Origin of the sequence: Pseudomonas sp. P135, assembly GCF_020312125.1 — a bacterium.
Lineage (GTDB): Bacteria > Pseudomonadota > Gammaproteobacteria > Pseudomonadales > Pseudomonadaceae > Aquipseudomonas > Aquipseudomonas fragariae.
Map to the genome: position 1 here is coordinate 85,541 of NZ_JAGPYR010000018.1, position 26,655 is coordinate 112,195.

At 60.3% G+C, this 26,655-nt stretch carries 23 protein-coding genes; 15 read left to right on the forward strand and 8 right to left on the reverse strand.

Annotated elements, in window-relative coordinates:
* Window positions 1-62: 62 nt before the first annotated feature.
* Entirely contained in the window at window positions 63-953 is an 891-nt protein-coding gene (locus KBY08_RS21985) for an arginase family protein (protein ID WP_024652285.1), read from the forward strand.
* Between the two features lie 136 nt (window positions 954-1,089).
* Window positions 1,090-2,982 carry a DNA recombination protein RmuC gene (gene rmuC / locus KBY08_RS21990; protein WP_225651258.1) on the forward strand — a complete coding sequence of 631 codons (1,893 nt, stop codon included), beginning with the start codon at window positions 1,090-1,092 and terminating at the stop codon, window positions 2,980-2,982.
* Between the two features lie 92 nt (window positions 2,983-3,074).
* Here rmuC and KBY08_RS21995 read toward each other — a convergent pair whose 3' ends face one another.
* From KBY08_RS21995 to KBY08_RS22005, 3 genes are all read right to left on the reverse strand, one after another.
* On the reverse strand, window positions 3,075-4,610 hold the full coding sequence (locus tag KBY08_RS21995; protein ID WP_032626197.1) for an amidase: 1,536 nt from the start codon (window positions 4,608-4,610) through the stop codon (window positions 3,075-3,077).
* A 223-nt stretch (window positions 4,611-4,833) separates the two neighbouring features.
* The gene (locus KBY08_RS22000; protein ID WP_003407311.1) at window positions 4,834-5,466 is read right to left on the reverse strand and encodes an ANTAR domain-containing response regulator; all 633 of its coding nucleotides are present in this window, start codon (window positions 5,464-5,466) and stop codon (window positions 4,834-4,836) included.
* Window positions 5,463-6,611 (reverse strand): transporter substrate-binding domain-containing protein, encoded by a 1,149-nt coding sequence (locus KBY08_RS22005; RefSeq protein ID WP_024638470.1) that lies wholly within the window; start codon window positions 6,609-6,611, stop codon window positions 5,463-5,465. The genes KBY08_RS22000 and KBY08_RS22005 overlap by 4 nt, the downstream gene beginning before the upstream one ends.
* Before the next feature lie 728 nt (window positions 6,612-7,339).
* Here KBY08_RS22005 and urtA point away from each other — a divergent pair.
* The 11 genes from urtA (at window position 7,340) to KBY08_RS22060 (ending at window position 17,240) form a co-directional block, all read left to right on the forward strand.
* The gene (urtA, locus tag KBY08_RS22010; protein WP_011267505.1) at window positions 7,340-8,521 is read left to right on the forward strand and encodes an urea ABC transporter substrate-binding protein; all 1,182 of its coding nucleotides are present in this window, start codon (window positions 7,340-7,342) and stop codon (window positions 8,519-8,521) included.
* Between the two features lie 66 nt (window positions 8,522-8,587).
* The gene (urtB, locus tag KBY08_RS22015) at window positions 8,588-9,490 is read left to right on the forward strand and encodes an urea ABC transporter permease subunit UrtB (protein WP_058399467.1); all 903 of its coding nucleotides are present in this window, start codon (window positions 8,588-8,590) and stop codon (window positions 9,488-9,490) included.
* A gap of 1 nt (window position 9,491) precedes the next feature.
* On the forward strand, window positions 9,492-10,634 hold the full coding sequence (gene urtC / locus KBY08_RS22020; RefSeq protein WP_103359192.1) for an urea ABC transporter permease subunit UrtC: 1,143 nt from the start codon (window positions 9,492-9,494) through the stop codon (window positions 10,632-10,634).
* Window positions 10,631-11,368, forward strand: coding sequence for an urea ABC transporter ATP-binding protein UrtD (urtD, locus tag KBY08_RS22025; RefSeq protein WP_011267502.1), 738 nt, complete (start codon window positions 10,631-10,633; stop codon window positions 11,366-11,368). The genes urtC and urtD overlap by 4 nt, the downstream gene beginning before the upstream one ends.
* A 2-nt stretch (window positions 11,369-11,370) precedes the next feature.
* A complete protein-coding gene (gene urtE, locus KBY08_RS22030; protein WP_011267501.1) occupies window positions 11,371-12,060 on the forward strand; it encodes an urea ABC transporter ATP-binding subunit UrtE in 690 nt (229 codons plus the stop codon).
* A 22-nt stretch (window positions 12,061-12,082) separates the two neighbouring features.
* Window positions 12,083-12,523, forward strand: a complete 441-nt coding sequence (ureE, locus tag KBY08_RS22035; RefSeq protein ID WP_024660718.1) for an urease accessory protein UreE — start codon at window positions 12,083-12,085, stop codon at window positions 12,521-12,523.
* Complete coding sequence (locus KBY08_RS22040; RefSeq protein WP_024642896.1) at window positions 12,520-13,251, forward strand: urease accessory protein UreF; 732 nt, start codon at window positions 12,520-12,522, stop codon at window positions 13,249-13,251. Before ureE ends, KBY08_RS22040 begins: the two co-directional genes overlap by 4 nt.
* A 33-nt stretch (window positions 13,252-13,284) precedes the next feature.
* Entirely contained in the window at window positions 13,285-13,980 is a 696-nt protein-coding gene (locus KBY08_RS22045) for an urease subunit beta (protein WP_011267498.1), read from the forward strand.
* A gap of 3 nt (window positions 13,981-13,983) precedes the next feature.
* Complete coding sequence (ureC, locus tag KBY08_RS22050; protein ID WP_011267497.1) at window positions 13,984-15,696, forward strand: urease subunit alpha; 1,713 nt, start codon at window positions 13,984-13,986, stop codon at window positions 15,694-15,696.
* Between the two features lie 27 nt (window positions 15,697-15,723).
* Window positions 15,724-16,386 (forward strand): urease accessory protein UreG, encoded by a 663-nt coding sequence (ureG, locus tag KBY08_RS22055; RefSeq protein WP_003407338.1) that lies wholly within the window; start codon window positions 15,724-15,726, stop codon window positions 16,384-16,386.
* Window positions 16,383-17,240, forward strand: coding sequence for an urease accessory protein UreD (locus tag KBY08_RS22060; protein ID WP_011267495.1), 858 nt, complete (start codon window positions 16,383-16,385; stop codon window positions 17,238-17,240). The genes ureG and KBY08_RS22060 overlap by 4 nt, the downstream gene beginning before the upstream one ends.
* A 41-nt stretch (window positions 17,241-17,281) precedes the next feature.
* Here KBY08_RS22060 and fabF read toward each other — a convergent pair whose 3' ends face one another.
* The 4 genes from fabF to KBY08_RS22080 form a co-directional block, all read right to left on the reverse strand.
* Window positions 17,282-18,571, reverse strand: coding sequence for a beta-ketoacyl-ACP synthase II (gene fabF, locus KBY08_RS22065; RefSeq protein WP_032626194.1), 1,290 nt, complete (start codon window positions 18,569-18,571; stop codon window positions 17,282-17,284).
* Window positions 18,572-18,573: 2 nt separating this feature from the next.
* Complete coding sequence (locus KBY08_RS22070; RefSeq protein ID WP_111522597.1) at window positions 18,574-21,693, reverse strand: efflux RND transporter permease subunit; 3,120 nt, start codon at window positions 21,691-21,693, stop codon at window positions 18,574-18,576.
* Window positions 21,690-22,793, reverse strand: a complete 1,104-nt coding sequence (locus tag KBY08_RS22075) for an efflux RND transporter periplasmic adaptor subunit (RefSeq protein WP_111522596.1) — start codon at window positions 22,791-22,793, stop codon at window positions 21,690-21,692. Before KBY08_RS22075 ends, KBY08_RS22070 begins: the two co-directional genes overlap by 4 nt.
* Before the next feature lie 77 nt (window positions 22,794-22,870).
* On the reverse strand, window positions 22,871-23,485 hold the full coding sequence (locus KBY08_RS22080; RefSeq protein ID WP_024660714.1) for a TetR/AcrR family transcriptional regulator: 615 nt from the start codon (window positions 23,483-23,485) through the stop codon (window positions 22,871-22,873).
* 87 nt (window positions 23,486-23,572) lie between these two features.
* Between KBY08_RS22080 and KBY08_RS22085 the strand changes: the two genes are divergently transcribed.
* The gene (locus KBY08_RS22085) at window positions 23,573-25,045 is read left to right on the forward strand and encodes an efflux transporter outer membrane subunit (protein ID WP_111522595.1); all 1,473 of its coding nucleotides are present in this window, start codon (window positions 23,573-23,575) and stop codon (window positions 25,043-25,045) included.
* Between the two features lie 38 nt (window positions 25,046-25,083).
* Here KBY08_RS22085 and KBY08_RS22090 read toward each other — a convergent pair whose 3' ends face one another.
* The gene (locus KBY08_RS22090; protein ID WP_024638478.1) at window positions 25,084-26,175 is read right to left on the reverse strand and encodes an NADH:flavin oxidoreductase/NADH oxidase; all 1,092 of its coding nucleotides are present in this window, start codon (window positions 26,173-26,175) and stop codon (window positions 25,084-25,086) included.
* 59 nt (window positions 26,176-26,234) lie between these two features.
* Here KBY08_RS22090 and KBY08_RS22095 point away from each other — a divergent pair, with 59 nt between their 5' ends.
* Entirely contained in the window at window positions 26,235-26,570 is a 336-nt protein-coding gene (locus KBY08_RS22095; protein WP_011267489.1) for an ArsR/SmtB family transcription factor, read from the forward strand.
* The last annotated feature ends 85 nt before the right edge of the window (window positions 26,571-26,655 follow it).

Below are 26,655 nucleotides of genomic sequence, written 5' to 3' on the forward strand. Positions count from 1 at the left end.
CCGCCCTACTGACGGCGCTTTCTGCGCGCCGTGCCAATGAACGGTGATGAAGGAAAACCTCGATGACGACCCACCCCGATAAGACCCTGCGCCTGATCTTTCCCCAGTGGCAGGGCGGCAACAACGCACCTTATCATTTTGGCGCACAACTGCTGGCGTGGCTGGCACCGGACACGTCAGGGCCTGTCGAGCACGTGGCCGTAACCGAACCCGATGATCAACCACTTGAACTGGAAAACGGCATTATCGCCCGCCATGCGTTGCTCGCGCAGCTTGACCTTGCACGGCAACTGATCGACCGGCATCAGCCGGATCGGCTGGTGGTTCTGGGTGGCGACTGTCTGGTCGACCTCGCGCCATTCGCCTACCTGAATGAACGTTACGACGGTGACCTTGCGGTGCTGTGGGTCGACGCTCATCCGGACGTCATGACACCCAGAGACTTCCAGCATGCGCATGCGATGGTCATGGGCAATCTGCTGGGCGAAGGTGACAAGGATTTCGTCAACGCGGTGAAACGCCCTGTCAAGCCGACCAATGTGATGTATGCAGGCCTGCAGGAGACCCTCGAGGTAGAAACCGCGTTCATCAAACGTCTCCGGCTGCGCAGTGCCGGTGCCCAGGCGCTGGCCCACTCCAGCGAGCCGGTGCTGCAGTGGCTTGAGGACATCGGGGCAAGGCACCTGGCGATCCATCTGGACCTGGACGTGCTGGACCCGGCACTGTTTCGTTCTCTGCTGTTTGCCCAACCCGGTGTCCCGGCCAGTGACTTTGAAGGCGTTGCTCAGGGCAAGATGACTATCGAGCAGGTGGTCCGCTTGCTGACAGACGTCGCCAGCGTCGTGGACGTGGTCGGACTTGGCATTGCCGAACACCTGCCATGGGATGCTCTGGCGTTGAAGAACATGCTGATGAAACTGCCGCTGCTCGGCGACCGGGCTGCCAACCCATGAGTCTTACTCCTGAATCAGCGGATAAAATTCAATTTATGCACACTTATTTTATTAGTCATTACCCTATACCAAAGCGGAGGTATGGAAGCCGCAATGCAGATTCGACTGACACGGTCATCCCAAAAGCCGGGAAACAGTGATTGAAAACTATTTTGGGCGGTATTCAGTAGACGAACAACGTGCCATCATTTTGGATCCTAACCCAACGAAAATGGATTTATCGATGGCACAGCAATATTTGGCCCCAGCCCTGATCGGGCTTTTCAGTTTGCTGTTCCTGGCAATAGGCTTCTGGATCAGTAGCCGCATTGCATCCAGCAAGCTGGCGCAACACGTTTCCGAACTGCAAGCGGCTCACCAGGCAGAGCATCAGCAACTGCTTAACGATGCGTCTTTGGCACGGCAGCGAGAGAATCAGATGCTCCGTGAGCAGGATGAGCAACAGCACGAGTTGAAACTGGCCCATGATGACATTGCCCGTCATCGGGACATCGAGAAACAACTGAGTGTTCAGTTGGGTGAGCTCAAGACTTCACTGGAAGCAGAAAAACAGAGGATGTCCGATAAGATTCAACAACTCTCCGAGGCGACTACGCTTGCTGAAAATCGCAGCAGTGAATCGAATAAATTAAGAATGCAGCTTGGCGAACTCAAGATGGAGGTCGGCCAAGGTCAGGAGCAGGCAAATCAGTTACTGGAACTGAAGAGCGCTTATACCCTCTCACAGGCGCGCATCGATAAAGCCGAAGAAGAATTCAGAAAACAGCGAGAACAACTGGGCCACGCTGCTGAGCAGAAAGAGCAACTGGACGGACTACGCGCCACGTTGGCACAGCGTGAAAAGGAACTGAATATCACGCGAGATGAGCTAAGTATTGCCAAACAGAGCCTTGCCGAAGTCAACATGCGCCACCAGCGGGATCAGCACTCCGCTGCCGAGAAACTGCAGTTGCTGGAAGACAACAAGGTTCAATTGAAGCAAGAGTTCCAAAATCTTGCCAATCAGATCTTTGACAGCAAGCAACAAAGCTTTTCCGAGCAGAGCCGTCAAGGGCTTGACACCCTGCTTAAACCGTTCAAGGACCAACTCGACTCATTTCGCCAACGGGTGGATCAGGTTCACTCCGATACCGTTCAAGGACAAAGCTCGATGAAAAACGAGCTGGTCAAACTGATGGAATTGAACGCCCAGATCACCACTGAAGCGTCAAATCTTACCAAGGCACTCAAAGGCGATAAAAAGCTGCAGGGTACTTGGGGCGAGCAAAAAGTAGAGATGCTGCTCGAGCAGGCTGGTTTGCGTAAGGGCTTTGAATATCAGCGCGAAGCCAACTTCAAGGATGACGAGGCAGGAAACAATCGTCCTGACTTCGTCGTCAATCTCCCTGAGGGCAAGCACATCATCATTGACAGTAAAATGTCGTTGGTCGCCTACACGGATTATGTCTCTGCCGAAACTGACGAGGACCGTACCAAGGCGTTATCTGCCCACGTTCTGGCTTTGAAAAATCATATCAACGCGCTGTCTGACAAGAAGTACACCGATCTGAACGGTATCAATTCGCCGGACTTCGTATTTTTGTTCATGCCGGTCGAACCTGCCTACCTGGTCGCCGCCGAGCACAGCCCAGGCGTTTTTCAGGCTGCCTATGAAAAACGTATCGCAATCATCACGGCCACGACTTTGCTGCCGGTGCTCCGCGTTGTTTCAAACCTGTGGAGTATCCAGCGCCAAAACAGCAGCACTCTGCAGCTCGCAAGTATGGCGACCAAGGTCTATGACAAGTTGCGCGTTTTTGTGGAGAAAATGGACAAACTTGGAAACCAGATTGCCACGGTTCAGAAAAGCTATAACGAAAGCATCACGACGCTTAAAGGTGATCACGGCAGTCTGACAAAGACCGTCGACAAGTTCGTAAACCTGGGTGTTACGGTGTCAAAGCGTCTTCCAGCGTCTGCCATCGGGGAAGATGAGGAGCTGGAAAGCGAATTGGCGATACTGCCGGTCGAAGGTGCGGCCAACACTTGAATGTTGGTTTACCCCGAGAGCGGCGTCACTGACTCTTCAGGAGGCACACCCGCTCGCATGGAGCGAGCATGCCCCTCGATCAGTCTCCGGACTCAAACCCCTGATGGCGTGGGAAACGCTCCGCGGGCGGTTTCATAAGCCTGCGCGACACGCAACGCCAGGGCATCCTTGAAGCGCGGCGCGACGATCATCATGGCGACTGGCAGTCCCTCGGCCAGACCAGCCGGTATCGACGTGGCCGGGTGGCCGGTCAGGTCGAACGGTGCGGTGTTGGCCAGCATGTTCAACGCGCTGTGCACGTACTCTTCAATCGGCGCGTCGGCGGCGGTCAGTGTGGTGGCCACGAACGGCATGGTCGGCATTACCAGCACGTCGAATTGCTTGAAGGCTTCATCGTATTGGCGGGTGAGTTCCGGCACCAGCATCCGCGCCTTGGCGTAGTACGCACCGTGCAGGTTTTTCAGGCTGTAATGCCCGGTCAGCGCCACGGCACGCACGCTGCTGGATAACGCATCGGCGTGTTCGCGACGCTTGGCGCCGAAGTAACTCATGATCTCGGGGTCGTAATAGCCGTCGACATTCATGCCATAACCGTTGCCTTGCAACATCTGGTAGGCCGCGCCATCGGTGGCGATGACATTCCACATGTCCAGCGCCACTCCGCGGTGCCACGGCGCACTGGCGTCACCGACCGTCGCACCGAGACTTTCCAGTTGCGCCACGGCAGCACGAACCAGTGCGTCGACCTGCGGCTCGGACATGCCGGGAATCGCGAAGCCTTCACGCAGCAGGCCTATTTTCAGGCCTGCAACGCCTTGATCGAGGGTCGCGACGCAGCTGACGGCTGGCGGGTTTTTCTGTCTTGAATCGAGCCCGTCGGCGCCAGCGATCACATCGAGCATAATCGCGCAGTCACGCACGTTATTGGCCATCGGGCCGACATGGTCGATGGTCCGTTCAATCGGGAAGGCGCCGGTGTAAGGCACCAGGCTGTAGGTGGGTTTGTGTCCGACGATGCCGCTCCAGGCCGACGGCATGCGAATCGACCCACCCTGATCGCCACCGATGGCCATGTCCACTTCCTGCAGGGCGACCAGCACGGCGCTGCCGCTGGATGAGCCGCCTGCGTTGCGGGTCAGGTCCCAAGGGTTTTTCACCGCGCCGGTGGCCGAGGTAAAACTGGCTCCGGAGAAGCACAGGTCTTCGCACACCGACTTGCCAATCACCGTCGCACCGGCGGCCAGCAGGCGCTTGACCACCGTGGCGTCTTCGGACGGCACGTAACCATCAAGGCTCAGCGAGCCATTGGCCATGGGCACACCGGCCACCGATACGTTGTCCTTGATGACCACCGTTCTGCCTGCCAGCGGGCCACTGGCAGCACCGGCAATGTGGGTCTTGACGTACCAGGCCCCGTACAGGTTCTCGGCCGCAGCCGGTTTGCTGTGTTCGCGCAACGGCGCCGGCTGGGCGACATGGGCAGCGTATAAGGCATCGATGGCTTCGTAGGAACCCAGAGTTTCGTCTGCGAGACTCAGGAACGACTCCATCTGACTGTCTGACAGGTCGTAGCCATGGTCCTGGGCGGCAATCAGAAAGTCGGCTTTGCTGGGGCGTTTTACGGACATGGTGTTCTCCAGATAACGGTAAGGACAGCCCGGGTTCAGGCAGTCATTGACTGGAGCCGCCTGCGCAGGGCGCGCACAGGCCTGGGCTCGATCCGGAGGACGTCGTTGTCCACGCCGGTCGCCACGCGGTGTTCCATACCTGCCGGTTCAGGGCGTATGGCAACCGTCCGCGCAGAAGAGGATCAGGCGCGGCGCCCGACACTCGAAGCTTGTCTGCAACCTGTCAGGAACAGGCTTGTTGAAACAATTCATGGGCCTTGACCAGCGCCTCGGCGATTTTTTCCACCGGTTCGCGCTTGGCCATGGCCTGATCACGCAGCGCGTTATAGGCATCCGTTTCAGACAGGCCCTTGGTTTCCATCAGGATGATCTTGGCCTGCTGCACGGTGCGCATCACCGCCATGCGCCCTTCCAGGCGCTTGACGTGCTTTTCCCGCTCCCGCGTCTTGCGGGCCTGACTGAGGGTGATGGCCAGAGCGGTCAGCAGGCCGAACGAGCGGACTGGCGACGGAATCACCGAGCAGGCGTTGAGCTGCACCAGCGCCTCGACAATGATCGGGTTTTCATAGGCGATCACCGGAATGATCGGTGGCGTCGAGTGGTGCAGCAGCCAGGGCGTGTTGGTCGACAGGCTCTCCGGCGATACCGCCAGTACGATCACATCAGCCTCGCTGTGCAGACGCTCGGGGATCGGCCACTGCACCCGTACCTGACAACCGATGCGCTGCAACTGAGCGATCAGGTTGCGACCGTCTTCGTCATCGGGATGCATCACCAGCACGCTGATATCGCGCAGGTCCTTGATGCCGCCTGCGCTGTCGTTGCGCAAACGTTTCTTGGCGGCACGCAGGGTCATGGACGCCTCCCGGTCAGGCTGGACCAGCCATTGAAGTCAGGCGCCACCGCATAAGGGTCGGGCTTCAGCGCTTTCTGACTCTCGTAAAGGATGTCGAACTGCCCGTCGGCATTGGCACGGCCGATCCGCGAGTACAGGTAGGTATGGTGGTTGTGTTCATCGATACGCACCCGCCCCTGCGGTGCGTCGTATTCCAGACCGCGCATGGTCTGCAACACACTCTCCACGTCGGTACTGCCTGCGCGGGCGATCGCCTTGGCCAGCAGATGGACCTGAAAGTAAGCGGCCTCCCAGCAGCGGTCGGTCACCTGATGCTGGCCAAACATTTCCCGGTACTGGGCGATGCACTGGCGATTGAGCGGCGTGTCGATCGACTGGAAATAGGTCGCGGCCGAAATGTGCCCGGTGCCCAGATGGACGCCCATCTGCTGAATGTCGGTTTCGCTGGTGGTGACACTGGCGATCGGCATGACCGCTGGGTCGAAACCGGCATCGGCGTAGGCCTGATACAGGTGCGCCATGGTGTCGCCGACCACTGTCGAAAAGATGAACGAGGGTTTCAGCTCTCTGGCCTTGACCATGAGCCTGGCGAAGTCCTCTGCCCTGGCGTTTTTCAGTGGCAGGTAGTATTCACCCAGCTTGCTGCCACCCCGCTCGTAAAGCAGGTCGCTCATCAACCGGTTGGTTTCGTAGGGATAGACGTACTCCGAGCCGATCATCAGCACGCGACTGCCGAAGTGATCGAACATGTAGCTGCCCAGTGGCACCGCGTTGTGGTTCGGCGTGGCGCCGGTGTAGATGATGTTGCGCGAATACTCGAAGCCCTCGTAGTACACCGGATAGAGCAGCAAAGCGTTGTAACGTTCGACGACAGGCAATACGGCCTTGCGTGCCGCCGAGGTGTAGCAACCGAAGAAAAACCGCAGGTTCTCTTCGCGAATCAGCGATTCGACATGCATGGCAAACAGCGCAGGCGTGGAATCCGGATTGCGGGTGATCAGTTCCAGAGAACGGCCATTCACGCCCCCGGCGGCATTGATCTGATGAATTGCAAACTGTGCGCCGCGCATTGTTGAACACTCACCGGCAGCGGTGACGCCGGTATTGGAAAACAGACCTCCTATGCGGATCGACGGGTCAGTCATGCCTATAAACCTTTCACGTGAGATGAGACGCCCGCAGGTGGCCGGGAGCCTGAAAAGAAGACTGAGCGAATAACCGTGGATTCAACGGTGGCTCTCAGGCGGTTGTGCCTGGGGCTGGCGTGACGGCAGTGTCAGGACCAGTCGTGCGAGGGGCCTTCCACACCTGCCGAGAATGGGCGTGTGGCAAGAGACCCTGCGAGGGTGTCGGGCAGGCTCATGCAGGGAGCGGGCCATGCGTGACGAGGCGCGTCGGGGAGAAGCGAATTCGTTGGCGAAGAAGGCCGTGCACTCGTGAGGTCCAGGTCGCCTCGAACAGTGCCTTCGCGAACAGGTTCGCTCCTGCAAAAGCACAATATCTCAGTCTATGCATGAGTACATATCGCGAGAAAAAAGGGTCTTCTGCATCACGCTTTTGGTGCGTAGGAGCCCTGTTCGCGCCAAAGCGGCGCATGTCGGTTTGTGCGTGCAATTAATGCAGGGGGGCTCTGCCTGAGGGTTTCGAAACGCGCGCCAAGAGCCGTTTCGCCAGTTGGCATTGCCCTTGCTAAGTTCACCCTGAGACATCGCGCCAGCTGTTTGCCCTACGCCCCTCTTGGCAAGTAGGGAGACACCTCGCGTACGACTGGATCGGACGCAGTTGTCCCGCCAGATTCGGCACAAAAGCCTGACCTCCCGCCCATTGATTTGGCCGGGACGTCGGGCTTTTTTCATTCCTGGGAGATAAGTGAATGCACAACGACAAACGCCGTTTGATCAAGCATGCTCTGTTGCTGGGCGCGATCAGCCTGCTGCCGTTTGCCCTGATCGGTCAGGCGCAGGCGGACGAGGCCGTGAAAGTCGGCATCATCCACTCGCTGACCGGCACCATGGCCATCAGTGAAGCCTCGGTGGTCGACGCGGAAAAACTCGCCATCGAAGAGATCAACGCCAGTGGCGGCGTGATGGGCAAGACTATCGAGCCGATCGTCGAAGACGGTGCCAGCGACTGGCCGACCTTCGCCGAGAAGGCGCGCAAGCTGCTGGAAAACGACCACGTCGCGGTCACCTTTGGCGCGTTCACCTCGGCCTCGCGCAAAGCGGTGCTGCCGGTCTTCGAGCGCAACAAGGGCCTGCTCTACTACCCGACCTTCTATGAAGGGCTGGAGAAATCCCCAGCCATTATCTACACCGGCGCCGAGGCCTCGCAGCAGACCCTGGCGGCCGTCACCTGGCTGATGGCCAACAAGGGCAAGAGCGTCTATCTGGTCGGTTCCGACTACATCTGGCCACGCACCACCAATAAGCTGGCGCGGGCATCGGTGACCAAACAGGGCGGCTCCATCGTCGGCGAAGACTATCTGCCGCTGGGCGCCATCGAGTTTTCCTCGGTGATCAACAAGATCAAGGCGGCCAAGCCGGACATCGTGCTGTCGACCATCGTCGGCGGCTCCAACGTAGCGTTCTACAAACAGCTCAAGGCCGCGGGTATCGACAGCAGTAACCAGACGCTGATGGGGCTGGCGATCACCGAAGAGGAAGTTACCGGCATCGGTGCGGAAAACCTCGTCGGCTTCCTGACCTGCATGAGCTATTTCCAGAGCCTGAAAAACCCGGTCAACGAGAAATTCGTCCAGGCCTTCAAAACACGCTATGGGCAGCAGCGCGTGGTCGGTGACCCGATGGCAGCGGCGTATACCGCGGTATACCTGTGGAAAAAGGCCGTCGAGAAAGCAGGCAGTTTCGAGGTGCCGAAGGTGATCGCCGCATCCTCGGAAATGACCCTCGATGCGCCTGAAGGCGAGATCAAGGTGCACAAGGACAACCACCACCTGTGGAAGCGTGCGCGCATCGGCACCCTCAATGCGCAGGGCCAGGTCGACGTGATCTACGAGTCGGCACCGATCGAGCCCAACCCCTTTCCGAAACTCTGATTCCGGCCCGGGCGCGATCCGCTTCGCGCCCGCTTTCGTCAATGTGCAGCAACAGGTAGCGACGGCATGACTCTCGATACGCTGGTAATGCAAGTCTTCAGCGGGTTCTCGCTGTTTTCCGTGCTGGTGCTGATGGCACTCGGGCTGACCATCGTGTTCGGCCTGATGGGCGTGATCAACATGGCGCACGGCGAACTGATGGCGATGGGCTCATACATGACCTACGTCACCTCCGTGGTGTTTCAGCGCTACTTTCCCGAGCTCATGGGCTGGTATTTCATCATCGCCATCGGGATGGCCTTTGTGGTGACCTTTGCCTTCGGTCTACTGCTGGAACGCTGCTGCATCCGCTTCATGTACAACCGGCCGCTCGACACCCTGCTGGCGACCTGGGGGCTGTCTCTGGTCCTGCAGCAGTTGTTCCGCCAGGTCTTCGGCCCCAAGGAAGTCAGCGTGCCCACCGTGCAGTGGTTGCAGGGCGCATGGAAAATCAGCGACGGGCTGGAGCTGCCCCTCAACCGGATTTTCATCATCGGTCTGACCTTCGTGATAGCCGCTGCGGTGTTCCTGTTTCTCTACCGCAGCCGCTGGGGCCTGCGCATTCGCGCCGTGACCCAGAACCGCGCCATGGCCGGTGCAGCCGGGATCAACACTGCGCGGGTCGACTCGGTGACCTTCGCGCTGGGCTGTGGCCTTGCGGGCATTGCCGGCAGTTCGTTCACCATGCTTGCGTCCACCGGCCCGGTCAGCGGTCAGCAGTACCTGGTGGACACTTTTATCGTCGTCGTCTTCGGCGGCGTGGAAAGCCTGCTGGGCACCTTCCTGTCGGCGTTCGCCATCGGTCAGACCCAGGTTTCGCTGGAATACCTGACCACCGGTTCCATGGCCAAGGCGATCACCCTGCTGGTGGTCATCGTGCTGCTGTTCTTCCGCCCCAACGGCCTGTTCGCCACGAAAGTGAGACGTTGAGATGAATGACATGACTGAAAAGCCGACGCTGCGGCCGCAGGCCTCGGTGTCCGGCGCCGGCAAGCCAGCGGGTGGCTGGTTGACGCTGATCGAGCGCTACAGCCTGATCTGGCTGTCGCTGCTGTTGCTGGTGGCATTGCCGCTGATACTGGGGGATTTTCGCCTCGGTCTGGCCGGCAAATACCTGAGCCTGGCGTTCTGCGCAGTGGGCATGGTGATGATCTGGGGCTACGGCGGCATCCTCAGCCTCGGCCAGGGGATCTTCTTCGGCCTGGGCAGTTACATGATGGCGATGTACCTCAAACTCGAAGCCACCGCCACGGACGAAGCGGCCAGCGCCCTCGCCGCTTTCTACGGCTCGGCACTGCCGGACTTCATGATCTGGAACAGCGTCGAAGCCCTGCCCTGGTGGTGGAAGCCGTTCGAGTCGGCAACCTTTACCCTGGCAGCGATCCTGATCCTGCCCGCACTGCTGGCGTTTCTGTTCAGTTATGCCTACTTCAAAAAACGCGTGGGCGGCGTGTACTTCTCGATCATTACCCTGTCACTGGCCTCGATCATGTCGATCATGATCATCGGCCAACAGGGCTACACCGGCGGCGTCAATGGCCTGACCGATTTCAAGACGGCCTTCGGCCTGAGCCTGCAGACGCCCCAGACACCCTGGATTCTCTACCTGATCACCACACTGTTGCTGCTGGCCAGCGTCGCGATGTGCGGCTTCATCCTGCGCAGCCGCCTGGGCAAGGTGATCGTGGCGATCCGTGATCGCGAAGACCGGGTGCGTTTCTCGGGCTACAACACTGCGCTGTTCAAGGCCTTCATTTTTGCCGTGGCCGCGCTGATTTCCGCGCTGGGCGGGGTGATGTTCACCTTGCAGGTCGGTCTGGCGTCGCCCTCGCTGGTGGGCATCATTCCGTCCACCGAGATCGTCATCTACGCCGCACTGGGTGGGCGCCTGTCGCTGGTGGGTGCGGTGTACGGCACGCTGTTGATCGGTACGGCAAAAACCTGGCTGTCGGAAAACTTCGTCAGTTTCTGGCAGTACTTCATCGGTTTCCTGTTCATGGCCGTGGTGCTGTTCCTGCCCACCGGGCTGGCCGGGCTGCTGCAGCGCCTGAGCAACAAGGAGACACAGTCATGAGTGCAATGTTACTGAGTGTCGAAGACCTGACCGTGTCATTCGACGGTTTCAAGGCGGTCGACAACCTCAACTTCTACGTCGAAGAGAACCAGGTGCATGTGGTGATCGGCCCCAACGGTGCGGGCAAGACCACCCTGCTCGACATGATCTGCGGCAAGACCCGCCCGAGTGCCGGCAGCATCCGTTTCAAGGACCTGCAACTGGCCAACATGATCGAGTACCAGATCACCCGCGCTGGCGTGGGCCGCAAGTTTCAGAACCCGTCGGTCTACGAAGACCTCACCGTGCGCGAAAACCTCGACATTTCCTCGCCGGACAAGCGCGGCATCTTCAACTGCCTGTTCGCCGGAAAGAACGCAGCGCTTAACGCCGAAATCGAGCAGACCGCCGAAATGATCTTTCTCAAGGACCAGCTGGGACGCAAGGCAGGGCTGTTGTCCCACGGCCAGAAGCAGTGGCTGGAGATCGGCATGCTGTTGATGCAGCGCCCGGAACTGCTGCTGCTCGACGAGCCCGTCGCCGGCATGAGCGCCGGCGAGCGGGAGAAAACCGCTGGCCTGCTCAAGCTCATCGCCAAGGGTCGCGCGATGGTCATCATCGAGCACGACATGGAGTTCGTGAAATCGGTGGCCGACAAGGTCACCGTCCTGCATCAGGGCAAGACCCTGGCCTACGGCTCGATGGATCAGGTGCAGAACGATCCTCGCGTCATCGACGTCTACCTGGGGCACTGAACATGCTGAATGTCTCTCACCTCAATGTGTATTACGGCGACAGTCACGTGTTGCGTGACCTCAGCCTGGAGCTGGCGGCAGGCGAGTCACTCGCGGTCATGGGCCGCAACGGCATGGGCAAGACCACCCTGCTCAGAAGCCTGGTCGGCATGCTGCCGATGCGCAGCGGCAGCATCACCCTGGCCGGGCAGGAACTGACCGGCAGCAAGAGCTACGAGCGGGTCGCCGCCGGAGTTGGCTTCGTGCCTCAGGGGCGGATGATCTTTCCCTACCTGAGCGTCGAGGAAAACATTCTGACCGGCATGCAGGGCGCGCCCGCTGCACCGATTCCCGACTACATCTTCGAATACTTCCCGGTGCTGTTCGACATGCGCCGACGCAAGGGCGGCAACCTGTCCGGCGGCCAGCAGCAACAGTTGGCCATCGCCCGCGCGCTGGTCTCCAACCCCAAGGTGTTGATCCTCGATGAGCCCACCGAAGGCATCCAGCCTTCGATCATCAAGGACATCGCCAAAGCCCTCAACCTGCTGAAAAAGGAACGCGGGTTTTCGCTGATTGTTTCCGAGCAGGTGCTGTCGTTCGCCATGGCGGTGGCGGACCGCTACCTGATCATCGAAAAAGGCGAATTCGTGCACAGCGAAGTCCGCGAAACCGTCGACCGCGAGCGCATCCTGCGCTACCTGACAATCTGAACAACGCACAGGAGCCATCGCCATGCTGATACTCGACCGCATTCTCGGCCAGGCCAGCGACCCTGCCCTCGCCGACCGTTTGCATGACCTGAGCCACGCCGGTCAGGTGGAAACCCTGAGCCTGTCCGGCAGTGACATCCAGCGTCATCGCCTGCGCCTGGCCAGCGACCGCGGCACCGACTGCGCGATCCGCCTGGAACGTCACCAACACCTGCGCAACGGCTCGGTGCTGATGCTCGACAGTCAACGCGCCATCGTCGTGCAAATGCAGGATCAGCAATACCTCGACCTGCAGCCGCGCGACGCGGCCGCCGCGCTGGAACTGGGTTATTTCGCCGGCAACATGCACTGGGCGGTGCGCTTTGCCGGAGACACCTTGCAGATCCTGCTCAACGGCCCGGAAGCTGACTACCTCGAGCGTCTGGCGCCCATGCTCGCGGACGGCCGGGTGCAGCGCGCATGAATGCCTCGAGCAGCCTGTTGCTGGCGCTGCAACAGGCCGACAGTTTCTTCCCCGGCGGCGCAGTGGCGTGGTCGTGGGGTCTGGAAACGCTGGTCGCTGACGGGCACCTCGGCCACGGCGAAATCGTCCCGCCACGACGCCGGCAACGAACGCTTCGCCATAGCCGCAGTGCCGAAGTGCATGGCTTCGTCGAGGGCCAGTTGCGCCATCGCTGGAACAGTTTTGATCGAGTGTTTCTGCTCGCCGCCTGGCACGCGGCCGATGACCAGCCGGCGTTGATGGCTCTGGACGCCCGGATCGAAGCGCTGACCCTGGCCGAGGAACTGCGTCAGGGCTCACGACGTGTCGGCCAGGCATTGCTGGGCGTGCATGTCGCGCTGGGCACATCGGGCGCGGCGTCTTATCAGCAGCAGATTCTGGCAGGTCACACACCGGGCCATCTGCCCGTGGTGCAGGGCCTGCTCTGGAACCACCTGGGCATGCACCGCGATCACTGCCAACTGGCTGCCGCGCACGCTTTGTGTACCGGACTGGTCAGCGCCGCGGTGCGCCTCGGGGTCATGGGCCACATCGATGCGCAACGGGTGCTGACCGATATTCAACCGCTGATCACCGAGCTGCTGGCGCAGGAGCCGCCTGAGCCGGACGACGCGTGCGGCTTCACACCCATGGGAGAAATCGCCGTGATGCGCCACGAAACCCAGGACCTGCGCCTGTTTGCCAATTGACCGGCCTTCTACTGACAGCTCTGGAGCCCCCTCATGTTGCTGACCCCTACCGAACTTGAACGACTCACGCTGTACACCGCCGCCGAACTGTCACGCAAACGCCGCAGCAAGGGCCTGCGCCTGAACTTCCCGGAGGCCTCAGCACTGATCGCCGACGAAATCCTCGAAGGCGCGCGTGAAGGTCGCAGCGTCGCCGAGCTGATCGGTTTCGGCTCAACGATCCTCAACACCGATGACGTGATGCCAGGGGTCGCCGACCTGCTGCCGGTGCTGCAGGTCGAGGGCACGTTTCCGGACGGCACCAAACTGGTCACTGTGCATCAACCAATCCGCCCGGGCCAACTGCCGCTGGCAGTCATGCCCACACCGGGGGAGATTCTTGCACCTGACGGCGATATCCACCTGAACGGCGACCGACCGACCGCCACCCTGCGCGCGATCAATACCGGCGACCGGCCAGTGCAGATCGGCAGTCACTATCACTTTTTCGAGGTCAACAAGGCGCTGGATTTCCCGCGTGAACGTGCCTTCGGCATGCACCTGGATATTCCCGCAGGCACGGCCGTGCGCTTCGAACCCGGCGAGCTGCGCGAAGTGCAACTGGTGCAGTTTGGCGGAACTGGCGACATCCACGGCTTCAGTGGCCTGACCAATGGCAACCTGCACGATCCGGCCTGCAAGCTCGCAGCGCTGGAGCGTGCCCGCGCCCAATTCTTCAAAGGAGCCTGAGGCATGGCAACGATGACGCGCAAGGAATACGCCGCCATGTACGGCCCCACGACTGGCGATGCCGTGCGCCTGGGCGACACCTCGCTGCTGGCCGAAGTCGAGTTCGACCACTCGGTACCCGGTGATGAGTGCCTGCACGGCGGTGGCAAGACGCTGCGTGACGGCATGGGCCTGATGCCCGGGCATGACAGCGTTGACGGCGCCCTCGATATGCTGATCTGCAACGCGCTGATCATCGACCCGGTGATCGGCATCGTCAAAGGCGACATCGGTATCAAGGACGGCAAGATCGTGGCCATTGGCAAGGCCGGCAACCCGCAGATCATGGACGGCGTACACCCGCAACTGATCTGCGGCGTCGCCACGACCGTACGCGATGCCGAGGGCCTGATCGTCACCCCCGGCGGCATCGACGTGCACGTGCATTTCGACTCTGCGCAACTCTGCGATCACGCGCTGGCGGCAGGCCTGACCACACTGATCGGCGGCTCGCTGGGGCCGATCACGGTCGGCATCGATTGTGGCGGGGAATGGAACGTCGGCAAGATGCTGCAAGCCGCCGAGGCCTGGCCGATCAACTTCGGTTTTCTGGGACGCGGCAATTCCAGCAAGCCCGAATCGCTACTCGGGCAACTGCGTGGCGGTTGTCTGGGGCTGAAGATCCATGAGGACTGGGGCGCCATGCCCGCGGTGATTGATACCTGCCTGAAAGTCGCCGACGAATACGACTTTCAGGTGCAGTTGCACACCGACACGCTCAATGAATCCGGGTTTCTCGAAGACACGCTGGCGGCCATCGGCGACCGCACCATCCACATGTACCACACCGAAGGTGCAGGTGGCGGGCATGCGCCGGACATCATCAGCGTCGCCGGCAAAAGCAACTGCATCCCCTCCTCGACCAACCCGACCAACCCCTACACCGTGAATACATTCGACGAGCACCTGGACATGATCATGGTCTGTCACCACCTCAATCCGGATGTGCCGGAAGACGTGGCGTTCGCCGAATCGCGGGTGCGCCCGCAGACCATTGCCGCCGAGGACATCCTGCACGACACCGGCGCCATTTCGATCCTGGGCTCCGACAGTCAGGGCATGGGCCGTATCAATGAGGTGATCTGCCGGACCTGGCAACTGGCGTCAAAAATGAAAGACCAGCGCGGTCGCCTGCCGGAAGAAACCACGGCACTGGGCGACAACGAACGGATCAAGCGCTACATCGCCAAATACACCATCAATGCCGCGCGGGTATTCGGCATCGACAGCTACATCGGCTCTCTGGAGCCCGGCAAGCTGGCCGATCTGGTGCTCTGGCGGCCGGCCTTCTTCGGCATCAAGCCGGAACTGGTGGTCAAGGGTGGCTTCATCGTGCACGCCGTAATGGGTGATTCCGCCGCCTCGCTGTACACCTGCGAACCCTTGGTGATGCGCCCGCAATGGGGCGCGTTTGGCGAGGCGAAACAGGCCCTGTCGGTCAACTTCGTCAACCGTCTTGCGGTCGAGGCCGACACCGCCACGCGGCTGGGGCTCAAAAAGCAACTGCTGCCCGCGTTCGGCACTCGCACCCTGCGCAAGTCCGACATGCTGCACAACGATGCCTGCCCGGACATCCGCGTCGATCCGCAGACTTTCGATGTGTACGCCGACGGCGAGCGCCTGCACTGCGAGCCGGTCAGCGAAGTGCCACTTGCGCAGCGCTACATGCTGCGTTGAAACCCACCCCGCAGAGGAAACCCGACAATGAGCCTGCCCTTGAACGCATCTGCCCCGCACACCGATGCCCACCCCCATCCCGGCGCTGCTCGCGTGGGCATCGGCGGCCCGGTGGGCTCGGGCAAAACCCGCCTGCTGGAACAATTGATTCCGCGCTTCATCGCGCGTGGTACCGAGCTGGCGATCATCACCAATGACCTTGCGACCCGTGAAGATGCCGAGCGTGTGCAGCGCAGCGGGCTGATCGACCCGCAGCGGGTTCGTGCGGTGGAAACCGGTGCCTGCCCGCACACCGCCATTCGTGAAGACCCGACCCTCAACCTGCAAATGGCCGATGAGCTGGAAGCGCGCTTCGGTAATCTTGATCTGGTGCTGATCGAATCGGGCGGCGACAACCTGGCCTCGACCTTTTCGCTGGATCTGGTGGACTACTGGATTTTCGTCATCGATGTCGCAGGCGGCGACGATATCCCGCGCAAACGCGGCCCCGGCGTTTTGAGCTGCGACCTGCTGGTGGTCAATAAATACGACCTGGCACCCTATGTGGGCGTCGACCTGCCGCGCATGCGGCGCGAGTCAGCGCAAGCGCGCAACGGCCAGCCGGTGCTGTTTACCAACTGCAACACCGGCGAAGGCGTCGACGCGGTGGTGGATGCGATAAGCCGTGCCGTGTTGTTCGACCGCACATGAACGCCCATCAATCGTCACTGCCCGCACAGACGAAACGCACGGCACATATTGCCTTCAGCAAAGCGCCTTCCGGGGCCAGTTATGTGTCTCGTCAGGAAGTCGGCTACCCCTTCCATCTGGGACGTACCCTGACCCTGCCACAAGACCCGCCCGGCATGGCGGCGGTCTACCTGCAATCGTGTTCGGGAGGCCTGTTCGCCGGGGAACAACTGCACCTGCATCTGCACGCAGGACCAGGCACCCAAGTGCACGTCAGCACCGGCGCTGCGACGGTCGCGCACAGCATGCTCGAGCAGTCGGCGCGGCAGACCGTGACACTGGTCGCCGAAGCCGATGCGCTGCTGGAGTACCTGCCGATGGCCACCATTCTGTTTCCACAGACGCGACTGCATAGCCAGGTAAACGTAACGTTGCACCCCGGTGCAAGAGTGCTGCTGTGCGACGCATTCTGCCTGCATACACCTCACGGCAGCGAGGGACTGCCCGACTTTTACCGCGCCGACCTGCAGGTCTACAGCCCGGCCGGAAAACTGTTGGCCGGTGACCGGCTGGCAATTACCGGCGCAGACCTGCAACGCCGACTGCCCGGCGTGAGCGGACAACGGCAAGCCTTGGCAACGTTCATGCTGGTGGGTCAGGGTTTGCCGATAGAGGATTTGAAACGGACGTTGCGCGAAACGTTACGGGACGTTGCCGATAGCTACCAGGGCGTCAGCGCACTGCCGAACGATTGCGGCGTGTCCGTACGCGTGATGAGCGCCGATGCAGTGGCGTTGCGTAATGCGCTGCATCTGGCCTGGGCGTGCGTTCGGCAGCAATTGACAGGACTTGCGCCGCGGGTGCGGCGCAAGTGAGCAGCCAGGCCGTTGCAGAGCACTTTCCAGGCTCAAACGACTTACAACTTGCCTTCCCAGCGCCGAAAGAGAACGCTGGCATTGACCCCGCCAAATCCGAAGCCGTTTGAAAGGGCATGAACGATTGGGGTCTCTCGGGCGACCATGGCCACCAGGTCAAGCCCTTCAGCAGCCTCGTCCGGGTGCGTGAGGTTCAATGTGGGTGGCACGATTTGATCTCTTAGTGCCAGCACTGTGAACACTGCTTCGATTCCGCCGGCAGCGCCCAGCAAATGTCCGGTGGCCGATTTCGTCGAGCTGATGGCAACGCCTGATCGAGTGCCGACCAATGAGCGAATAGCAGCCAGTTCCCCCTTGTCACCGACAGGTGTGGAAGTGGCGTGAGCATTGATATGCTGCACCTCATCGGCCCTAGTGCCACCTTGATGCAGTGCCTGCTCCATGGCCCTGCGCGCACCGCGACCGTCTTCCGGCCCGGCCGTCAGGTGATAGGCATCCGCACTGGTGCCATAGCCAGTCAGCTCCGCAAGCGGCGTCGCGCCCCGCGCCAGGGCATGCTCCAGTGATTCAATGACCAGCAAGCCCGCGCCTTCAGCCATGACGAAACCGTCACGGTCCCGGTCAAACGGGCGTGAAGCCTCTTGCGGTCGACCCGCAAAGCTCGTGGAAAGCGCACGGGCCGCAGCAAAGCATCCCAGGGTGACGCGATCGATGGCGGCCTCGGCACCACCGCAGATTGCAATGTCGGCCTCACCGCTTCTGATCAACCGCGCTGCGTCGCCAATGGCTTGCACGCCGGCTGCACAGGCAGTCACGGGGGCGCCCAGCGGCCCTTTGAAACCATAACGGATGGAAATCTGTCCAGCCGCCATGTTCGCCAGAAAGGAAGGAGCAGTGAATGGCGACAGCCTTCGAGGTCCACGGGTATCCGTGACACGCACAGCGTCGGCAATGGCACCAAAACCGCCAACCCCCGAAGCAATGACGGTCGCCGTGCGCTGTTGTTGCACTTCAGAGTCAGGATGCCAACCCGCCTGCGCGAGCGCTTCATGAGCAGCAACGAGTGCGAACTCGATGAAGCGGTCCATTTTCTTGCGCTCCTTCATCGGGATCACGCTGTCCGGGGCGTACCCGGCAACCGGGTCTTCTCCAAGGGTCGGCACCTGACCTGCGACTGAAACACCGGTGCCATCACTGACGCTGCCCGGCAGCAAGCCAATGCCCGAGCGGCCACCCAACAATCTGTGCCAGACCTTTTCGACTCCGCATCCCAAGGGACTGACTATGCCGCAACCCGTTACGACAATCCGCTTTTGGCCATATTGATTCATGATCAGATTCTCTTCATCTCTGTGCCAGTTGAGGCATGACTGCTGGAATTTCGGGGTAGCGATCCTCTGTCCGGACGGATTTTGAACCAGATCGAATACATCGCTGGCAGGAAGACCAGCGTCATGACAGTCCCGCCGAGAGTGCCTCCGATCAGCGTGTAGGCAAGCGTGCCCCAGAACACCGAATGGGTCAGAGGAATGAACGCCAGGATCGCCGCCAGTGCCGTGAGCAGCACCGGGCGTGCGCGCTGTACGGTCGCTTCAACCACCGCATGAAACGGATCGAGCCCTTGCTTTTCGTTATGGTCGATTTGCCCGATCAGGATCAAGGTATTGCGCATCAGAATGCCGGACAGCGCGATCAGCCCGACCAGGGCGTTGATACCGAACGGCTGATTGAACAGAAGCAGTGTCGGTACAACACCGATCAACCCGAGCGGCGCGGTGAAAAACACCATCATCATCGCCGACATCGAACGCACTTGAAGGATGATGATCAGCAAGGTGACGGCAATCATGATCGGAAACAGCGGCGCCAATGCCACAGTGGCCTTTGCCGACTCCTCTATCGATCCGGCCTGCTCGATCCGATAGCCCTGCGGAAGACTGTCGATGATCGGCTGCAGTGCTTTCATGATCCCGGCGGAGACATCCGGCGGTTGCAGATCTTGCGCAATATCACCGCGCACGGTGATGGTCGGCACACGATCTCTACGGCGCAGAATCGGGTCTTCCATGCGCACTTCGACCACTCCGGCCTGCGACAAAGGAATACGCTGACCGGCAGCCCCCACCAGCGTAAAACCCTCGATCTTCGCAGGGTCCAGGCGGATGTCACCTGCCGCCCTGCCCATCACGTCCACTGAACGGATATCTTCGCGGACAGACGTGACAGGGATACCTGAGAGCAGGAACTGCAATTGCCGGGCAACTGCGCTCGAGGTCAGCCCGACGGCCTGCAAACGGTCCTGATCCAGAGAGAAATGCAGCGTGGGCACCCGTGTTCCCCAATCGCTGTTAACGGTACGCATCATCGGACTCGCCGCCATCACGGTTTCGACCCGCGTGGCGATCTCGCGCAATGTGTCAGGGGCTGGCCCGCTCACGCGATACGCCACGGGAAACGGTGAGTAAGGACCGAACACGAGCTGTGTGACCCGGACCCGGGCTTCAGGTGCAAGCCCGTCAGCAACCGCCTGACGAATCCGCAGCTTGAGCGCCTCACGTGCTTCCTGGCTTTCAGTCAGTACAACGATCTTTGCAAACGACGGGTCGGGCAGCTCCGGCGCCATTGCCAGATAAAAGCGTGGCGAGCCCTGGCCGATGTAGGACGTGACGATCTTCGCGGCATCCTGCTGGTGCAGCCACGCCTCGACCTTGGCGGTAGTGGCGCTGGTCTGCTCGATGGACGTGCCATAGGGCATCTGCACTTCGATCAGTACTTCCGGGCGATCGGAGGTCGGGAAGAATTGTTTCTTGACTGCCCCCATTCCGAGAATCGCCACCACAAATGCAGCGATCACCGCACCCGCCACCCACCACTTCCTGGCAATGACATGGGCCAGAGCCCGTCTGAAACGATTGTAATGCGCCGTGTCGTAGATGGCAGCGTGTCCGCCTTCAACCGGCTTGATTCCCGGCAGCATCTTCACCCCCAGATAAGGTGTGAAGACCACTGCAACTATCCATGAGGCAATCAAGGCGATGCCGACAATCCAGAACATGTTGCTGGTGTACTCGCCGGCAGTCGACTGCGCAAAGCCATTGGGCATGAAGCCGACAGCGGTCACCAGGGTACCGGCAAGCATGGGCGCCGCTGTGTGGCTCCAGGCATAGGCTGACGCCTTGATCCGGTCGTAGCCCTCCTCCATCTTCACCACCATCATTTCGATGGCAATGATTGCGTCGTCCACCAACAGGCCCAGCGCCAGGATCAGTGATCCCAGGGTAATACGATCGAAGTTCTTGCCCGTCGCTTCCATCACGACGAAGACAATGGCCAGCGTCAGCGGTACGGCTGCAGCGACCACCACACCGACTCGCCAGCCCATGCTGAGAAAGCACACCAGCATCACCACAAGCAAGGCGACGAAGAATTTGATCATGAACTCGTCAACGGCCGAACCGATGTTCACCGACTGGTCAGTGACCTTGGAAAGCGTCATTCCCAATGGCATGCCTTGGTTGATTCTGACCGTTTCTGCGTCCAGCGCCTTGCCCAGGTCCAGACCGTTCCAACCGTCGCGCATCACGATGCCCAGCAACAGGGCCGGCTCACCCTGATTGCGGACCAGAAAGGTCGCGGGGTCTTCATAGCCGCGCTCCACTGTCGCCACATCCTGAAGCTTCAGCGTTTTACCCCGCGCCACAATCGGCGTGTTGCGGATGTTCTCAAGCGTGTCGAAGGCGCCGTCAAGACGCAGAAACACCTGCGGTCCGCTGGTTTCAATCGAACCGGCAGGCGTCAGGACGTTCTGGTCGTTGAGCGCCGAAAAAATGTCCTGAGGAGCGATACCCAACGTTGCCAGCCGCTCATGGGAGAACGACACGAAAATTCGTTCGGCTTGCTCGCCGATGATATTGATCTTCTTCACGCCCGGCACATGCAGCAGACGCTGGCGCAGTGACTCGGCATCGCGTACCAGCAGTCGCTGCGGCTCACCTTTGGCTTTCAACGCAAACAGCGCAAAGGTCACATCCGAAAATTCATCATTGACCATCGGACCAATGACCCCTGCGGGCAAGGACTTCGCGGCATCACTGAGTTTCTTGCGCGCCTGATAAAACTCTTCCTGCACTTGAGAAGGTGGGGTCTTGTCCAGGAATGAAACCATAGTGAACGCCAGACCCGGCCGGGTGTAGGTCTCGCTACGGTCGTACCACTTCAATTCCTGCATGCGTTTTTCAAGCGGCTCGGCGACCTGATCCTGCATCTCCTGAGCGGTTGCGCCAGGCCACGCTGAAATAACGGTCATTTGCTTGACGGTGAAAGGCGGGTCTTCCGCACGCCCCAGTTTGAAAAATGAAAGCGTACCGGCCACGCCGATCAACATAATCAGAAACAGCGTGATGGAGCGTTCGCGAACGGCCAGTGCAGATAGGTTGAAGCGTCCCGGATTCATGGTTGCGCCTCAGCGGTGATACCACCCTGCTGCACGCGCACTTGCTCACCGTCGTGAAGTAAATGCGTGCCCAATGCCACGACCTGTTCACCGGCCTCGAGACCACCACTCACGTTTGCCGAATCGTCACTCACACCCAGCAGTTGTACGGCGCGCCAGGTGACTTTTGCAGGCGTACCTGCAATGACCCAGACACCTGGGCCTCGACCGGGGTCATGCAGAGCGGCAATGGGTATCGCCAGCGACTGCCGGGCAGGCTTGCCAACGGCAATATCGAGGGACACCGTTGACCCCAGAGGCGCACTGACGTTTGAGCCCTCAAGCACATACCTGGCTTCAAACGTACGCGTCAGCGGGTCTGCGGCGTCAGAGAGCAGCCGCAACCTTGCCGGTATGACGCGCGCACTGTTTCCATACAGTCTGGCCTCAGCCCGATCACCCATCGCCGGCCGCAAGGTTTCAGGCAGATGGACAATGGCTTCGCGTGGCCCGGCCTTTGCCAGCCTGACCACGGGCTGGCCTGCGCTGACGACCTGCCCAGGCTCGACCAAAGTGTCGACCACCACGCCGTCGGCGTCCGCCAGTAAGACGGCGTACCCGCTTGCGTTACGTGCCACGCTGGCCTGCGCTTGTGCAGCGTTCAGTTCTGCCTTGGCGGTGTCGGCCAGGGATTTGATCCTGTCGTAAGCGGAAGCGGATATCGCACCAGCGACGACCAGGTCACGGTTGCGCGCTTCGTCATCGGCGGTCTGCCTGGCGCGCGCCACAGCAGCGGCAACCGCCTGCTGTTGGGCCTGAGCCTGAAGACCAAGGTCAACGGGATCCAGGCGCATCAGCGGCTCACCGCGCTTGACGGTCTGGCCGGTATCAACCAGGCGCTCGAGCACCTTCCCGGAAACCCGAAACCCCAGTTCGCTCTGAACCCGAGCGACCACAACCCCGGTGAATGAACGGGAGGCTTGATCAGCATTTGCAACGGTGGCCGCCCTTACCAGAGGCGGCTGGGTACGTGGATCGCGCACGCCGGATGACTCGCTGCACGCAGCCAGGAAGAGAGGCAATAACAACAAGACGGTAGTGTTGGGTCTGGACAGGAGCATGGGATCCCTTACTTGAAATCAAGTGAGCAGGGAAACGATTCTCCGTAAAGTGACCAAATTAGTCAATGGTCACAAATTCAGGGTGCCAGACTTCGCAGTATCAACGCCGACAGATGGACCGGGGCCGTCGACACGATGTCGAGGTTGTATTGCAATTGCACCGGGTTGATGTACGGACGCATGACCAGGTGAATGGCCTGAACGGCCTCATCCAGAGGTGTCTTGCGCTCGAACTCTCCGGACTCCCTGCCCTCAAGAAGGATTTGCTGGATGAGCTGGCGAATACGTTCGTCGTGCGCGGCAGCAGAAGGCCACTGATCACGGCCTGCGACAGCGGCTATGTCATACAGCTTCCGGTCGTGAAAAAACAGATCGCTACCGGCCTCCACAAGCGAGCGGAACAGGCGGCGCAGCCTTTCGGAGGCCGTTGGTGCGTCGCTGATGGCCGAGTTCACCAGCGCCATGATCATCGCCAGCCGGTTCGAGCAGATCACTTCGCCGATGGCTTGCTTGGAGTCGAAGAACTTGTAGATGTAGGCCTTGGAAAAACCGATGGCCTTGGCCAGATCGGAGACCGTGGTTTTCTCATAGCCGTAGTGGCCGAAATGCTGTGTTGCCGCTTCGACAACCTGATCGCGAACGCTGTGGTCGGAGGGACCACGTGTTGGCGATGTCTTGATTTGATTAGTCATGTTTCCAGCTTAGCTATGTGAACACTCATTGACAACAAGTGACCGAATCGTAATATAGTCACGACCTGATCATCTCAAGGAATTTCCATGCGCACGCTTTGTACTTATGTACTGGTCATGAGCACCGGCCTGCTGTCGGGCTGCGCCGTGGGTCCGGATTACCAGCGCCCGGATGCGCCCCTGGCTGACCGCTATCTGACTCAGCCACGTGGCGCTGCGAATATTACCGCGCATCCGCCGGTCAGTGCCGCGTGGTGGGACGGTTTTGATGATCCGTTACTGAGCAGCTTCGTGTCACGCGCACTGGCGCAGAATCTCGATCTCGCTCAAGCCAGCGCGCAACTGGCTCAGGCACGCGCCGGAGCAGATGCGGCGACCGCAGCCCTGCTCCCGTCGGGCAACATCGATGCACAGACGGCTCGCGCTCATCAATCGGTAGAGACTCCACTCGGTCAGGTCCTGAACTCGGCACCTGGCTACGATCGTTACGGCAATTCTTATGAAGCCAATCTGACCGCAAGCTGGGAACTGGACGTTTTTGGCGGTTTGAAACGCAGTCGACAGGCTGCGCTGGCTGAATATCAAGCTTCGCAGGCAGGTGTCGTGGCTGCCAGGCTCGCTGTGGCAGCCCGGACCGCCGATACCTACATCAACATCCGTGGTCTGCAAGCCAGGCTGGCGATCACGAACCGACAACTTAAAACCCGGCAAGACCTGCTGGAAAAAGTCCAGCTCCTCCATGAGCGTGGTCTGTCCCCTGACTATGAAGTTCGTCAGATCGAAGCTGAGCTTCTACAGGTGCAGGCAACAGTGCCGGTTCTGCAAACCGGTCTCAACGCTGCAATGAACGCGCTTGACGTGATGCTGGGCGTACCGCCTGGCACTCATCGGGGCTCTCTGGCTGAAACGGGTCGAATCCCACACGCACCCGAGCTGACGTCGACAGGAACGCCAGCCGATCTCCTCCGTCGCAGACCTGATCTGATCGTGGCCGAGCGGCGCCTCGCCGCGTCGAACGCGCGTATCGGCGTGGCGATCAGCGAGTATTATCCCAAACTCTCACTCAGCGCATTGCTGGGCAGCGCCACAGCCGTGTCGAGCGGCAATCTGTTTACCGGTGGTGCCAGTCAGTCAGCAGGTATTTTGGGGCTTCGCTGGAGGCTTTTTGATTTCGGCCGGGTGAACGCCCGGATCAGTCAAGCCAAAGGACAAGAGGCAGAGGCTCTGGCGGCTTATCGACAGTCAGTTTTGCGCGCCACTGAGGACGTTGAAAACGCTTTTTCTTCGTTGGCCAGTCGCGAAACTCAAGCTGCAATGCTGGGTAAAGGCGAAACTGCACTTGCTTCAGCCCGGCAATCGTCATTCGCAAGCTATAGCAAAGGTGCCGCCAGCTTGATCGAGGTGCTGCGCGCCGACGAGAAAATGCTGCAGGTCGCTGACGCCAAGGCGCAGGCCCAGGTCGAATCCGCGCAGGCGGCGGTCGCCGTATTCAAAGCACTGGGTGGTGGTTGGCAAATGCCTCCCACCACTTCATCTGACGAGAAGATGCATACGCTGTAGGCGCCACCAACGAATGCATCCTTTCAGATCAGGCTTACTCAGCGATAACGTTCAAGCCAGTGAGCGTAAGGTGCAGGCAAGGTCCAGGCCGATTTTTCGACGCCCAGCTCCTTCGCCGCGAAGTAGGCCCAGTGGGGATCGGCCAGATGTGCACGGCCAATCGAGACCAGATCGAGCTGGCCTGACTTGACCGCCTCTTCAGCCAGCTTCGGCTCGCCAAAACCCCAGGCGCTGGTTACTGCAATATCCGCTTCGCGACGCACACGCTCGGCGATCGGCCCCATGAACGCAGGACCCCATGGAATGTTGGCATCCGGGGTGCTGAAACCGACGCTGACGCTCAACAGATCCAGCCCGCCAGCCTTGAAGCGGCGCGCCAGTTCGATCGACTCTGCCAGAGTCTGCTCGTCGCGACCGTCGTACTCGATCACGCCAAAACGCGCGGTGAGCGGCAGGTTCTCAGGCCAGACTTCACGCACTGCAGCCAGGGTTTCCAGCAGGAAACGGCTACGGTTATCGAAGCTGCCGCCGTACTCATCGGTGCGCTGGTTGGAGTGCTCGGAGAAGAAGCTCTGCCCCAGATAACCGTGGGCAAAATGCAGCTCGATCCATTCAAAGCCGGCATCGCGTGCGCGACGCGCAGCATCGACGAAGTTCTGGCGAACACGCGCGATATCGTCCAGGGTCATGGCGCGCGGGACTTTCGGCAGGTTGGCACCGAACGCGATGGCGGACGGCGCGATGGTGTCCCAGCCGCGCGAATCGGACGCCGCGATATGGTCATCGCCTTCCCATGGACGATTGGCGCTGGCCTTGCGACCGGCGTGAGCAATCTGAATACCCGGTACGCACCCTGCGGCCTTGATGGCTTTGACGACAGGCACGAATGCCTGCGCCTGTTCGTCATTCCAGATACCGGTGCAACCGGGGGTAATACGCCCTTCCGGCGCAACGGCGGTAGCTTCGACCACCAACAGACCCGCACCACCGCGTGCCATGCTGGCCAGATGCACGTGGTGCCAGTCGTTGATAACACCTTCGGTTGCCGAGTACTGGCACATCGGAGGAATGGCGATTCGGTTGCGCAGCGTGACGTCTTTCAGTTTGAAGGGTTCGAACAATGCAGACATTGGAAAGCTCCCGTAGGCCAGATGACTTTTGATTTCAGTTGTTCGATGGTAATCGAACTATGGCAATAAACGGAAGCCTTGATATCATCCCCACCATGCGAACCTTCCAACACCCCGATCCTGAAGACCTCACACTCGAACGCGTACTCTATGCCTTGAGTGATCCCGTTCGCATGGGAATCGTGCGCTGCCTGGCCGGCGTTGCAGAGGCCACCTGCGGCGAACTGGACGGCGGACGCCCCAAATCCAGCATGTCCCATCACTTCCGCGTGCTGCGCGACGCCGGGCTTGTACAGACGCGCAATGTTGGCACCACGCACATGAACTCGCTTCGCAAACAGATGCTTGAGAGCCGTTTCCCGGGTCTGCTGGACAGTATTCTGGCTCAGCATTGACGTAAAAAATCGTCAGCCCTGAGAGAATCCGCGCTGCCATTTCATTGCATGAATTTCGATGCGCTGCTCGGGATCGTCATCCAGC